The organism is Klebsiella sp. H-Nf2 (assembly GCF_002806645.1).
Taxonomy (GTDB): domain Bacteria; phylum Pseudomonadota; class Gammaproteobacteria; order Enterobacterales; family Enterobacteriaceae; genus Klebsiella; species Klebsiella variicola.
In genome coordinates, this window is the sequence record NZ_PIBL01000002.1 from 631,036 (window position 1) to 643,238 (window position 12,203).

The following is a 12,203-nucleotide window of genomic DNA, read 5'->3' on the forward strand; positions in this document are numbered from 1 at the left end:
AAGGGAGCCCGGATAAGACTGAGCGCCTTATCCGGGAGACTGGGTTACTGCTGCGCGGCGAGCGCCGCTTTCACCCAGCTGTCGAACAGCGGCTGGTGGGCTTTGATCCAGCCATCGACATGGCCGTTAATGTCGGCTTCGGAGGCATGGCCTTCATGCATCATCGCATTCTGGGCGTTGATGTCGGTAATCGGCAGCTTCATGACGCTAAACAGGGTGGCGGCGGCCGGGTTTTTCTCCGCCCACGCTTTGTTGGCGACAATGTGCATGGTGTTCACCGGGAAGCCATAGTTGGCGCCGTTGGCCAGTTTGGTATCGATGTCTTTCTGTTTGCCTGGCAAGGAGGAGAACGGCACCTGCAGCCAGACGACGTCTTTACCTGGCTTCAGCACGTCGCTGACCCAGTACGGCGTCCAGGTGTAGTAGAGCACCGGTTTGCCTTCTTTATAACGGGCGATGGTGTCAGCCATCATCGCCGCGTAATTGCCCTGGTTATGGGTGACGGTGTTGCTCAGGCCATAGGCGTTAATCTGATGGTTAATGACCGCTTCGCAGCCCCAGCCTGGTGTACAGCCGGTGAGATCCGCTTTACCGTCGTTATTGGTATCAAACAGTTTGGCGATCTGCGGATCTTTAAGCTGATCGATGGAGGTGATGTGGTACTGCTCGGCGGTTTTTTTGTCGATCAGATAACCCTGGGCGGCGCCAGTGACAAACACCCCCTTGCGATAAAATTTGTTATCACCGCCTGCCGCAGCGTACATATCATCGTGCAGCGGCTGCCAGTTGGTGGCGATAAAGGTGGTATCGCCGGCGGCAATCGAGGTGTAGGCGACGTTATAGTCCACTTCGCTGGGTTTCTCAACGGTGTAGCCTAGCTTCTCCAGTGCGCGGCTGACCAGCAGGGTCTGGAAGGTCTCTTCCGAAATGGTGCTCTGGGCAGGCTTCACGGTAATCCCTTTGCCCGGCAGGTCGGCGGCGAAGGTGCTGGTGGCGATCAGGGTGGCAAAGGCGGCGGTGGCCATCATCGTGCGATGTCGCATGGTGGTTCCTCTTATTGTTTAATGGGGAGGCCGGCCCCCCGGCATCGGCTGTTGCCGGGGGGCAGCGCTGTTATCGACAGAAAGGGCGAGTGATAAGCCCCAGTGGGCCGGTGGTGTACCAGCGGCGGTTGCCGCGACTGCGGGCGTCGCGACCGACGGCCTGGGTGAGGCGGTCAAGAATAATCGCGAGGATCACGATCCCCACGCCGCCGACGGTAGCCAGACCCATATCCAGGCGGCCAATGCCGCGCAGCACCATCTGGCCGAGACCGCCGACGGCGATCATCGAGGCGATCACCACCATCGACAGGGCCAGCATCAGCGTCTGGTTTACCCCGGCCATGATGGTGGGCATCGCCAGCGGTAGCTGAACCTTAAACAACAGCTGGCGCGGGCTGGCGCCAAACGAGCGCGACGCTTCGATAAGATCCGCTGGCACCTGGTTTATCCCGAGAATGGTCAGGCGGACGATCGGCGGCAGGGCAAAAATAATCGTCACTACCACGCCGGGCACGTTGCCGATGCCGAACAGCATCACGATCGGCACCAGATAGACGAACGCCGGTGTGGTCTGCATGGCATCGAGCAGTGGGCGGATAATTTTCGCCGCCCGCGGACTGCGCGCCAGCCAGATCCCCAGCGGCAGGCCGATAACCATGCAGAACAGCAGGGCGGTGAGGACCAGCGCCAGGGTGACCATTGCCTGCGACCAGGCACCGATGGCGCCGATGGCAATCAGCGAAACCAGGGTGGCGACCCCCATGCCGAGGCTGGAGATCTGCCAGGCGATCAGCGCGAAGATAATTATCGCCACCGGCGCCGGCATCCCCAACAGCAGCTGCTGGAAGGCGCTGAGGATATAGTCGATCGGCACTCGGATCCCCTGGAACAGCGGGCGGAAGTGCAGCACGATCCAGTCGATGGCGTGGGTGACCCAGCTGTCGAGTGGGATCAGCGTCTTATGGAACGGGTCCATGATGTTGAACTGTTCCGGCTGCGGCGCTGGGGCGCTGTGCAGCCAGTCGGCGCCGCCGCCGTTGGCCGGCGCGGCAGTAGAGGCGCCACCCCAGGCATCGGCGGCCTGCGTGGCGCTGTCGGTTGCCGGTGCGCTGTCCCACGGATTGGTTTGATCAGCCATGATTCACCCCCTCGCGATCTAAAGCCTGGAGCAACATTCGTTTGGAAATGATGCCAATGTATTGTTGTTCTTCATCCACCACCGGGACGGCGCACGGGGCGTGGCCGACGTGGGAGAGCAGATCGCTGAGCGGCGTTTGCGCTTCCACCGCCAGCGGGGCGTCAATCAGCGCCGTCTCGATCCCCTCGCCGGCGCTGAGCGCCGTCTTCAGAGAATCGATTGAGACAATCCCGACAAAGCGATTTCCGCGTTCGATGACATAGCCATATTCCCGGTCTTCATCCTGTAATAATTTCAGCGCCGAACGGGGGCCAAAACCTGGGGTTTTACGAATCAATCCGACCGGGCTACGACGGGCAATATCTTTGGCGCTAAAGACCTGGCTAATATCCACGCCGCGGAAGAAGGTGCGCACATAATCATTGGCCGGATTATTCAGTATTTCATCCGGCGTACCGACCTGGACCACTTCGCCATTTTGCATAATGGCAATGCGATCGCCAATTCGCATGGCTTCATCAAGGTCATGAGAAATAAAGACGATAGTGCGTTGATGCTTCGCCTGTAATTTGATGAGCTCATCCTGCATTTCGGTGCGAATGAGCGGGTCGAGCGCGGAGAAGGCTTCATCCATTAACAGAATATCGGGATTAATCGCCAGCGCGCGAGCTAAACCGACGCGCTGACGCATCCCGCCGGAGAGTTCATCCGGCCAGGCGTGGGCATAATTCTCCAGCCCCACCTGCCGCAGCGCCTCCCGGGCTTTTTGCTCTCGTTCGGCGGTCGGGACGCCGGCCAGCGCCATGCCAAACGCCGTGTTGTCGAGCACGCTCATGTGTGGCATCAGCGCAAAGGACTGAAAAACCATCGCAATTTTCTTGCGACGCACCTCGCGCAGCTCGGCATCCGACATTTTGGCGATATCGACTCCGTCAATCAGCACCTGGCCGCGGGTGGGTTCAATCAGGCGATTGAGAAGGCGAACCATGGTGGATTTCCCCGAGCCGGAGAGCCCCATGATGACGAATATCTCGCCTTCTTCAATGGCCAGACTGGCGTCTTTGACGCCAAGCGACAGCCCCGTTTTTTCCAGTATTTGCGCTTTGTTGAGTCCTTTCTCAATATATTTGAAAGCCCGGTTTGGGTGCTCGCCAAATATCTTATAAAGATTTTTAATTTCTAATTTAATTGCCATGCAATAGAGAAGTTCCTGTTATTTGTTTATTGCGATACGATACCCGATGGTGATTATGATCTTTTTACACCCTAACATACTCAGATTCTGTGACAACCCTCAATGGCAAACTCTCGGCAAAATGGCGTGAGAGACAGAGCGGCGCAGCCCCCGTGATATAAGGGCTGAGCGTCAATTTGTTGTGGGTAATATTTTTTGATTATCTCTGGGTTATTCGACTGAAATGGACCAGTTTTCTGTTAAATATGACGGAGTGATGACGGTTATGCGATGGAGAGAATATTTGGCAGATGAACCCACTTTTCTGCGAAATAGATCACCAGGAACCAGCCCGCCATATTCCTGGTGAAAGTACGGTTAAAAGTCCCAATCGTCGTCGGCGGTTTCTTCCGTTTTGCCTATCACGTACGAGGAGCCGGAGCCGGAGAAAAAGTCGTGGTTTTCATCGGCGTTAGGCGACAGCGCGGCGAGGATCGCCGGGTTAACCGCCGCCATCTCCGCCGGAAACAGCGCTTCATAACCGAGGTTCATCAGCGCTTTGTTGGCGTTGTAGCACAGGAAAGCGCTGACGTCGTCAAACCAGCCGCTCTCGCCATACAGTTCCCGACTGTAGGCCAGCTCGTTGTCGTAAAGATCCATCAGCAGATCGAGGGCGAAATTTTTCAGTTCTTCGCGCTTTCCGGGGCTGACGATCTCCAGTCCTTTCTGATACTTGTAGCCAATGTAATAGCCATGTACCGCTTCATCGCGAATGATCAGACGGATCAGATCCGCGGTATTGGTCAGTTTTCCCCGGCTGGAGAAGTGCATTGGCAGCCAGAAGCCGGAATAGAAGAGAAAGGATTCGAGGAACACGCTGGCGATTTTTTTCTTCAGCGGCTCGTCGGCCTGATAGTAGCCCAGCATCAGCTGCGCTTTACGTTGCAGGGGTTCGCAGCTTTCACTCCATGCGAAGGCGGCATCCACCTCTTTGCTGTGGCACAGCGTGGAAAAAATGGAGCTGTAAGAGCGGGCATGAACCGCTTCCATAAAGCTGATGTTCGACAGTACCGCCTCCTCATGCGGGGTCAGGGCGTCCGCCATCAGCGCCGGGGCGCCGACGGTGTTCTGAATGGTGTCGAGCAGCGTCAGCCCGGTGAAGACGCGAATGGTCAACTGCTGCTCCGCCGCGCTGAGGGTTTGCCAGGCGGGAATGTCGTTTGACAGCGGCACTTTTTCCGGCAGCCAGAAGTTGCTGGTGAGACGATTCCAGACCTCAAGATCTTTGTCGTCATCAATGCGGTTCCAGTTGATAGCGCTGATGCGCGTTAAATGGGTCATCCTGTTCTCCTTACAGTGCGCAGGACACGCAGCCTTCAATTTCAGTGCCTTCCAGCGCCAGCTGGCGCAGACGGATGTAGTAGAGGGTCTTAATGCCTTTCTTCCAGGCGTAGATTTGCGCCTTGTTGATATCGCGGGTGGTGGCGGTATCCGGGAAGAACAACGTCAACGACAGCCCCTGATCGACGTGGCGCGTCGCCTCGGCGTAGGTATCAATGATCTTCTGGGGCCCTATCTCGTACGCATCCTGATAGAGGGCCAGATTGTCGTTATTCATAAACGGCGCGGGGTAGTACACCCGCCCGGTTTTCCCCTCTTTGCGGATCTCAATCTTCGAGACGATCGGATGAATGCTGGAGGTGGCATGGTTGATGTACGAGATTGACCCAGTAGGCGGCACCGCCTGCAGATAGCGGTTATAGATGCCATAGCGCATGACATCGTCGCGCAGCTGGCGCCAGCTTTCCCGGTCGGGCAGGGAGATACCGGCGCGGGCGAACAGTGCGCGCACCCGTTCGGTTTTCGGCTGCCACTCCTCCTGCAGATATTTGTCGAAGTACGCCCCGCTGGCGTAGCGCGACTGTTCGAAGCCGGCGAAGCGCTGGCCGCGCTCGCGGGCCAGCAGCATCGAAGTGTGCAGGGCATGCCAGGTCACGGTGTAAAAATAGATATTGGTGAAGTCCAGCCCCTCCGGACTGCCGTAGGCAATCCCTTCCCGCGCCAGGTAACCGTGAAGATTCATCTGACCCAGGCCGATGGCGTGGGAGGCCGCATTGCCGGCCGCCACCGAGGGAACCGACTGTATGTCGCTCATATCGGACACCGCGGTCAGGGCGCGTACCGCGGTGGCGATAGTGCGGGCAAAATCCGGCGAGTCCATGGTATGGGCGATGTTCAGCGAGCCGAGGTTACAGGAGATATCTTCTCCGATATGGGCGTAACTGAGGTTCTCATCATAGGTGGATGGCGTACTGACCTGCAGAATTTCGGAACACAGATTGCTCATGGTGATCCGTCCGGCCACCGGATTGGCACGATTGACGGTATCTTCAAACATGATGTACGGATAGCCGGATTCAAACTGGATCTCCGCCAGGCGCTGGAACAGATCGCGAGCGCGGATCCAGCGCTTGCGGACCCGTTCATCGGCCACCAGCTGCGGATAGAGATCGCCGATGGCGCAGTCGGCGAAGGGTTTACCGTACAGCCGCTCGACGTCATACGGCGAGAACAGGGCCATCTGCGCGTCTTCTTTTGCCAGCTGGAAGGTGATATCGGGGATCACGACCCCCAGCGACAAGGTTTTGATGCGGATTTTCTCATCGGCATTCTCACGCCGGGTATCGAGGAAGCGCAAAATATCGGGATGGTGCGCATGCAGCCAGACCGCTCCAGCCCCCTGGCGGGCGCCAAGCTGGTTGGCATAGGAGAAGGCGTCCTCCAGCATCTTCATCACTGGCACCACCCCGGAGGACTGATTTTCGATGCGCTTGATCGGCGCCCCGGCCTCGCGCAGGTTGGAGAGTAAAAAGGCTACGCCGCCGCCGCGCTTCGACAGCTGCAGCGCCGAGTTAACCGCCCGGCCGATGGACTCCATATTATCTTCAATGCGCAGCAGGAAGCAGGAGATCAGCTCCCCGCGCTGCTGTTTTCCGGCGTTGAGGAAGGTGGGGGTCGCGGGCTGGAAGCGGCCGCTGAGCATCTCTTCCATTAGCTGCCGCGCCTGCTGGTCATCCCCCTGGGCCAGCGTCAGCGCCACCATTACGCAGCGATCGGCAAAATCCTCGAGGTAGTGCTTGCCGTCAAAGGTCTTCAGCGCGTAGCTGGTATAGAACTTCCAGGCGCCGAGGAAGGTCTGAAAGCGAAACGCGGCGCGCCGGGCATGGGCGAATAATGCCAGCACAAACCCGCGGTCATAGCCGGCCAGCACCTGCGGATCGTAATAGCCCTCGCGGACGAGCCAGGTGAGTTTATCGTCCTGGCTGGCAAAGGTGAGGGTGTTGGGCTGTATCTGGGCGGTCATAAAGACCTCCACCGCCTGGCGATCTTTCTCAAACGGGATGCGGTCTTCGCTGTCGTACAAATTCAGCATCGCGTTGAGGGCGTGAAAATCCGCCGCGGCGGTTATACGTTCTGCGGTTGTCGTTGCCAAAATTCGCTGACTCCTTTACGCACGTTGTCGATATCGTCGGGGGTTCCCATCAGCTCGAAGCGGTAGAGATAGGGCACGGCGCATTTTTGCGCGATGACCTCCCCGGCACGCCCCCAGGCGTCGCCAAAGTTGCGATTACCAGCGGCAATCACCCCGCGGATCAGCTGGCGGTTATGCACGTCGTTTAAAAAGCGGATCGCCTGACGCGGTACCGCGCCGGCGGTGCCGCCGCCGCCATAGCTGGGAACGATGAGAATATAGGGTTCGTCTACCTGCAGATGTTCACGCTCGTTCAGCGGAATGCGCACCGCCGGCAGCCCCAGGCGCTGCACAAAGCGATGGGTATTCTCCGAACGGCTGGAGAAGTAGACGATGAGGCTCATGCGCTGGCCGCCGTGACGGAGGGGCGCAGGCGATTGATCATATCCGGGCGGAAGCCGCTCCAGTGCAGGTCACCGGCGATCACCACTGGCAACTGGCGAAATCCCTGCTCGCGCAGGGTATCGGCGGCATCCGGCTGCTGGTCGACGTTCACCATTTCAAAGGCCAGTCCCCGGCTCTCCATGGCTCGCCGTGTGGCATGGCACTGCACGCAGTCATTTCGAGTGTAAATAATAATGCGCATGATTCGTATTTCCATTTAAGATAACAACACGGCGCTAAACGCAGCGTCGAACGTTGTGGGTCATTCGATAAGGAAATACTAGATGTAGTTATTTAAAAGTTCAACCACTCAATATATAGCGTTTTTAGTCAGAAGATCCCCCGCCAGGACAATTCGGCTGAGGAGGGGGAAGGCTGTGCGGAACTACAGACGCATGGCGATGGCGAGACGGTTAAAGGCGTTCATCAGGCTGATGGCTAAGGTCAGATCGCTTATCTGACGCGGGGTAAAATGTTCGCGCAGCGGCAGGTAAACGTCATCTTCCGCATGGCTGACGGCAATGTCGGTGACCGACTCGGCCCACGCCAGCGCTGCGCGTTCGGCAGGTGTGAAGTGAGCGCTTACCCGCCAGCCCGCCAGGGCATCCAGTTTGCTTTGCGCCATACCGCCTTTGCGCAGCGCCTGGCTGTGCTTCTCAAGGCAGAAGGCGCAGCCGTTGATCTGCGAGACGCGTAAATAAACTAGCTCCACCAGGGCGCTGCCCAGTTCGCTTTTCTCCAGCGCGATGCTGGCCTGTACCAGCCCTTTATAGACTTCCGGGCTCAGTTCACTGAATGGCTGACGTAATTGGCTCATGGTTTTCTCCTCTCTAAGTCGGCAGCCAAAATAGCACTATAATGGACTGCAAAAGATAGCCATATTGTGATGAAAAAAGCAGACCATAATGGAAGCGACCCACCTCCCTCTCTATCAGCGTATCGCCCGCCAGCTGAAATCGGCAATTGAACGTGGCGAACTGACCCCGGGCAGCCGTCTGCCCGCCAGCCGGGTGTTTGCCCAGGAGCAGGGTGTCTCCCGGGCGACTATCGAAAACGCCTGGGGCGAACTGGTCGCCCAGGGGTGGCTCGAGCGACGTGGGCAGGCGGGGACCTTTGTCAGCGAGCGGCTCAGTCCGCGCCAGCTGGCGCCGGTAACGCCAGCGCAATTAGCCGCCTCGACGGACCCGTTGCCCTTTCAGATGGGGCTGCCGGCGCTGGATCTCTTTCCGCGCGGGCTGTGGGCGCGAGTGATGGGGCGTCGGCTGCGGACGCAGTCGCGGTTCGACCTTGCTCCTGGCGATCCTGGCGGCGACCCGCTTCTGCGCCAGGCGATCGTGGACTATCTGCGCCTGTCGCGCAGTATTGACTGCCAGCCGGAGCAGGTGCTGATTACCGGCAACTATACTACCTCCATGGATCTTATCCTGCGTACGCTGGCGCAGCCGGGACAGCATATGTGGATGGAGGATCCGGGGTATCCCTTTATCCGCCCGGTCGTTGAGGCCAGGCAGCTGGTGGTGGATGCGATCCCGGTGGACGACGAAGGAATGAATGTTGGCTGGGGCCTGCGCCATCATCCTCAAGCGCGGTTTGCCCTGCTCACCCCGGCGCACCAGAGTCCACTGGGGGTCGCGCTGTCGCTTCCCCGGCGTCGCCAGCTGCTGGCGTGGGCGACAGCGCGCGACGCATGGATTATTGAGGACGATTACGATAGCGAGTTTCGCTATCACGGCAAACCGCTGCCGCCAGTGAAAAGCCTCGATGCGCCGCAGCGGGTTATCTACGCGGGCACTTTCAGTAAGTCGATGTTTCCGGCGCTGCGCACCGCCTGGCTGGTGGTGCCGACCCCGCTGGTGGCGCGTTTTCATCAGACGGCGGAGCGCCAGCCCTGTACCGTTCCTACTCTGTGGCAGCAGACGCTGGCGGATTTTATCCAGCAGGGACATTTCTGGCGTCATCTGAAAAAAATGCGCGCCAGCTATAGCCAGCGCCGACAGTGGCTGGAGTCGGCCCTGCAGGCGCAGGGCTTTCAGGTCACGCCGCAGCAGGGTGGCATTCAGCTGGTCATGCCGGTCAGCGGCAACGATCGCCTGCTGGCCCGGCAGGCGGTTGAGGCCGGGCTGGCGGTGCAGGCGCTGAGCGACTGGCGTCTTCGCCATGCAGGCGAGGGGGGATTACTGATGAGTTTTACCAATATTCGCTCAGCGGCGATGGCCGACGAACTGGCCCGGCGGCTCAGAGAGGCGATCGCGAACGATGGCGCATAAAAAACCCCTGCGGCCAGAGGCGCGCAGGGGCTGACGCGTATTTGTTATCTTCATTAGATTCCGTGAAGCTCGCGGGCTTCCGCTCGCCAGGCGCGCGCGGAAGCTGACGCTGTCTCTATTATCGACGTAAATTGAGCAATACGCCAATAAATACCCCGACGGCGGCGGCGGCGCCGACGCTGTGCCACGGTTTATTGCGCACGTAGGTATCGGCGCAGCCCAGCGCATCACAGGCTGCCTGACGGGCATCCAACGCCGCCTGTTGCACCCGGTTGTGACCGTTGAGGCGGGCACGGGTCTCTTTTAGCAGCGACTGTGCTTTAACGCGCGCCGCTTCCGCTTCCTCTTTCGCGTCACTGCCCCACGATTTCAGCACCTCTTCCAGCGTATCCGCTAATTGACTGACATCGTTATGGATATCCTCAGCATTCTCGTCAAAATTGTTGCGGTTCACATGGTTAGCCATCGTTATCTCCCTTAATTCCATCGAGTGAGTAAGTGTAGGACAAGATTTTGAATTATGCTTACTGCTGTGGTTTCTGGAATTTTCCGAAAGCACTGCGCTTAACGAATAAGGTAAGGTCAATGTGCGGTAAAAGATAACGAGGAATCAGTATGTATTTAAGACCCGATGAGGTGGCGCGTGTTCTTGAAAAAGCCGGCTTCACCATGGATGTTGTGACGCAAAAAGCGTACGGCTATCGCCGAGGCGATAATTATGTTTATGTGAACCGCGAAGCGCGCATGGGGCGGACAGCGTTAATTATTCATCCAGCGCTAAAAGAGCGTAGCAATATGTTGGCCGAACCGGCCTCAGATATCAAAACCTGCGACCATTATGAACAATTTCCGCTGTATTTAGCCGGAGATGCGCAGCAGCATTATGGTATTCCGCATGGATTTAGCTCACGGATGGCGCTTGAGCGTTTTCTGAATGGACTATTTGGCGAAGCCCAGCCGGCGATGTCGACAAATTAATACGGTGGTTGAGGACCGGGGCGGAGCAGGCTGACGAGAGAGCGACTGGCAGGGCCAGTCGCTGGAATGGCGTCGGTCAGGCTTTCGCCTGCTGGTAAGGGGCCACGCGGAACAGGCGGCGGCAATAGTCGAGGAAGTAACCGTAAGCGGCGCCCATCATCATCGATACTGCCAGGTTTGAGCTCACCGCAGCGACAATCTGGTGCCAGTCTGCACCCACACTCCACAAAATCGCGACATACACTGGCGACTGAAAAGTGACGTAGGCCAGCACGTCGGCCATATTTTTCATCCAGCCGGCCGAGCTAATGCGCCGGGCCTGACGCATCGCAAAGTCGCGATAAAAACCATAGGGCACGGCAATAATAATGTTGACCGGGATTGCCACCAGGCGCGACGATAACGACTGCTCAAACGTCATACCAGAGAGAAAAATTTCGATCATCATGTTGACGACGGTGCAGTAAACCACCATCGCAAAGGTGTCTGCAACCGCATGCCGCAAGCGGGAGTGCGCAGAGAACATCGGAGTGCTCCTCGAAAATGAAGTCAATAACGCCGAAAAATGCGCGTTGGTATAGCGTTTTTGGGCTGCCTGTTTTGATGTGCGTAGAGTATATCTCTGCATTAAAAGTGGCAACTAGCTATAAATTTTTATTTATTGCCTTTTTGTCGATAAAATACTCTGCAATGGTTCATTTTCTGTCCGTTACGCTACTTTTATTCCCATCTCTAATAAAATTATTATTTTTCAGTTACTTATTGTTTATTTTTCTATCGACTCTGGTCAGCGAGTTGACGCCTGACTGCCCGCTGTGGAGCAAAATCACGTTAGACTGTGACTGATATCGTGTTTAGAATTTTTTATGCCATTAGTCGCTTTTTTGTGGTGTAAAACTCTTAATCGGTGTGTGTCGTTTTATTCTGAATACCTGATTAACTATTCAGTGTGTCGTGAGGGGCATATCGGCGCGGTCACTGATGAACAGAAGGTAAGTCTCTGACCATAAAGATAATATCCTCAATGAGATATATTTTATTGTGCGCTATTGCGCTGTTTTTATTTATTCATTCTCTCTTTTGTGGGTATTGATGAAAAAGGCAAGGCGCTTTGCCAATATAGTCATGCGGATAACCACTACTTTCTGCGTAATATATTTTTCTGGATAACCGAAGGCTGGAAATAAATAAGCGTTTCTATTACACTTGCCGCGTTGTATCTTTTAATTGGTTATCTGGGATTTTTTAATTTTATGTCTTTAATGTTACACAAACTGAATAATATCCGTTCACTCCGTGCCCTGTCCCGTGAATTCTCCATTGACGTGCTTGAAGAGATGCTGGAAAAGCTCAGGATCGTCACTGAAGAAAAACGTACGCAACAGCAGCTGGCAGCGCAGCAGCAGGCTGAATATCAGGAAAAAGTGAATACCTGGCTTGAGCTGATGCGCGCCGACGGTATTTCTCCTGACGACCTCGTGGCGGATATTCAGCCGTCGATGGCGGCAGGGAAAAAGCGGCAACCGCGCCCGGCGAAATATCGTTATACCGATCATACTGGCGCAGAAAAAACCTGGACCGGTCAGGGAAGAATGCCGAAGCCGATTGCTCAGGCGGTCGCTCAGGGGAAATCGCTGGACAGTTTTCTCATTTAAAGCCGATCCGGCCAGTGTCATGACGGTGGGGG

13 protein-coding genes are annotated in these 12,203 nt (G+C 56.7%); 3 read left to right on the forward strand and 10 right to left on the reverse strand.

The annotated features are described in order from the left end of the window. Nucleotides 1–44: 44 nt before the first annotated feature. The 8 genes from proX to CWM58_RS09880 all read right to left on the reverse strand — a co-directional run bounded on the left by proX (nt 45) and on the right by CWM58_RS09880 (nt 8,088). Nucleotides 45–1,043 carry a glycine betaine/L-proline ABC transporter substrate-binding protein ProX gene (proX, locus tag CWM58_RS09845; protein WP_061153583.1) on the reverse strand — a complete coding sequence of 333 codons (999 nt, stop codon included), beginning with the start codon at nt 1,041–1,043 and terminating at the stop codon, nt 45–47. 70 nt (nt 1,044–1,113) lie between these two features. After that, nucleotides 1,114–2,181 carry a glycine betaine/L-proline ABC transporter permease ProW gene (proW, locus tag CWM58_RS09850; protein WP_100680836.1) on the reverse strand — a complete coding sequence of 356 codons (1,068 nt, stop codon included), beginning with the start codon at nt 2,179–2,181 and terminating at the stop codon, nt 1,114–1,116. Next, nucleotides 2,174–3,376: a glycine betaine/L-proline ABC transporter ATP-binding protein ProV gene (gene proV / locus CWM58_RS09855; protein ID WP_100632154.1), complete on the reverse strand. Its 1,203-nt coding sequence runs from the start codon at nt 3,374–3,376 to the stop codon at nt 2,174–2,176. Before proV ends, proW begins: the two co-directional genes overlap by 8 nt. Nucleotides 3,377–3,733: 357 nt before the next feature. Beyond that, entirely contained in the window at nt 3,734–4,696 is a 963-nt protein-coding gene (nrdF, locus tag CWM58_RS09860) for a class 1b ribonucleoside-diphosphate reductase subunit beta (protein WP_008806138.1), read from the reverse strand. Nucleotides 4,697–4,706: 10 nt separating this feature from the next. Further along, a complete protein-coding gene (gene nrdE, locus CWM58_RS09865; RefSeq protein ID WP_100680837.1) occupies nt 4,707–6,848 on the reverse strand; it encodes a class 1b ribonucleoside-diphosphate reductase subunit alpha in 2,142 nt (713 codons plus the stop codon). Further along, entirely contained in the window at nt 6,821–7,231 is a 411-nt protein-coding gene (nrdI, locus tag CWM58_RS09870; RefSeq protein ID WP_008806136.1) for a class Ib ribonucleoside-diphosphate reductase assembly flavoprotein NrdI, read from the reverse strand. The genes nrdE and nrdI overlap by 28 nt, the downstream gene beginning before the upstream one ends. Beyond that, a complete protein-coding gene (gene nrdH, locus CWM58_RS09875) occupies nt 7,228–7,473 on the reverse strand; it encodes a glutaredoxin-like protein NrdH (protein WP_100680838.1) in 246 nt (81 codons plus the stop codon). Before nrdH ends, nrdI begins: the two co-directional genes overlap by 4 nt. 183 nt (nt 7,474–7,656) lie before the next feature. Then, entirely contained in the window at nt 7,657–8,088 is a 432-nt protein-coding gene (locus CWM58_RS09880; RefSeq protein ID WP_100680839.1) for a carboxymuconolactone decarboxylase family protein, read from the reverse strand. An 88-nt stretch (nt 8,089–8,176) separates the two neighbouring features. Between CWM58_RS09880 and CWM58_RS09885 the strand changes: the two genes are divergently transcribed. Continuing rightward, nucleotides 8,177–9,538 carry a PLP-dependent aminotransferase family protein gene (locus CWM58_RS09885; RefSeq protein ID WP_100680840.1) on the forward strand — a complete coding sequence of 454 codons (1,362 nt, stop codon included), beginning with the start codon at nt 8,177–8,179 and terminating at the stop codon, nt 9,536–9,538. 118 nt (nt 9,539–9,656) lie between these two features. On the opposite strand, the gene CWM58_RS09890 is transcribed toward CWM58_RS09885, so the two are convergent. Beyond that, nucleotides 9,657–10,004 carry a DUF883 domain-containing protein gene (locus CWM58_RS09890; protein ID WP_002914293.1) on the reverse strand — a complete coding sequence of 116 codons (348 nt, stop codon included), beginning with the start codon at nt 10,002–10,004 and terminating at the stop codon, nt 9,657–9,659. A gap of 149 nt (nt 10,005–10,153) precedes the next feature. Here CWM58_RS09890 and CWM58_RS09895 point away from each other — a divergent pair, with 149 nt between their 5' ends. Next, entirely contained in the window at nt 10,154–10,516 is a 363-nt protein-coding gene (locus CWM58_RS09895) for a DUF2002 family protein (RefSeq protein ID WP_008806132.1), read from the forward strand. A gap of 76 nt (nt 10,517–10,592) precedes the next feature. Here CWM58_RS09895 and alaE read toward each other — a convergent pair whose 3' ends face one another. Further along, on the reverse strand, nt 10,593–11,042 hold the full coding sequence (gene alaE, locus CWM58_RS09900) for an L-alanine exporter AlaE (RefSeq protein ID WP_100680841.1): 450 nt from the start codon (nt 11,040–11,042) through the stop codon (nt 10,593–10,595). Between the two features lie 727 nt (nt 11,043–11,769). Here alaE and stpA point away from each other — a divergent pair. Continuing rightward, a complete protein-coding gene (gene stpA, locus CWM58_RS09910) occupies nt 11,770–12,171 on the forward strand; it encodes a DNA-binding protein StpA (protein ID WP_012540800.1) in 402 nt (133 codons plus the stop codon). Nucleotides 12,172–12,203: the final 32 nt, after the last annotated feature.

Coding starts and splice junctions, on each gene's coding strand:
- proX (WP_061153583.1), bottom strand. CDS start 1,043: ATGCGACATCGCACGATGATGGCCACCGCCGCCTTTGCCACCCTGATC.
- proW (WP_100680836.1), bottom strand. CDS start 2,181: ATGGCTGATCAAACCAATCCGTGGGACAGCGCACCGGCAACCGACAGC.
- proV (WP_100632154.1), bottom strand. CDS start 3,376: ATGGCAATTAAATTAGAAATTAAAAATCTTTATAAGATATTTGGCGAG.
- nrdF (WP_008806138.1), bottom strand. CDS start 4,696: ATGACCCATTTAACGCGCATCAGCGCTATCAACTGGAACCGCATTGAT.
- nrdI (WP_008806136.1), bottom strand. CDS start 7,231: ATGAGCCTCATCGTCTACTTCTCCAGCCGTTCGGAGAATACCCATCGC.
- nrdH (WP_100680838.1), bottom strand. CDS start 7,473: ATGCGCATTATTATTTACACTCGAAATGACTGCGTGCAGTGCCATGCC.
- CWM58_RS09880 (WP_100680839.1), bottom strand. CDS start 8,088: ATGAGCCAATTACGTCAGCCATTCAGTGAACTGAGCCCGGAAGTCTAT.
- CWM58_RS09885 (WP_100680840.1), top strand. CDS start 8,177: ATGGAAGCGACCCACCTCCCTCTCTATCAGCGTATCGCCCGCCAGCTG.
- CWM58_RS09890 (WP_002914293.1), bottom strand. CDS start 10,004: ATGGCTAACCATGTGAACCGCAACAATTTTGACGAGAATGCTGAGGAT.
- CWM58_RS09895 (WP_008806132.1), top strand. CDS start 10,154: ATGTATTTAAGACCCGATGAGGTGGCGCGTGTTCTTGAAAAAGCCGGC.
- alaE (WP_100680841.1), bottom strand. CDS start 11,042: ATGTTCTCTGCGCACTCCCGCTTGCGGCATGCGGTTGCAGACACCTTT.
- stpA (WP_012540800.1), top strand. CDS start 11,770: ATGTCTTTAATGTTACACAAACTGAATAATATCCGTTCACTCCGTGCC.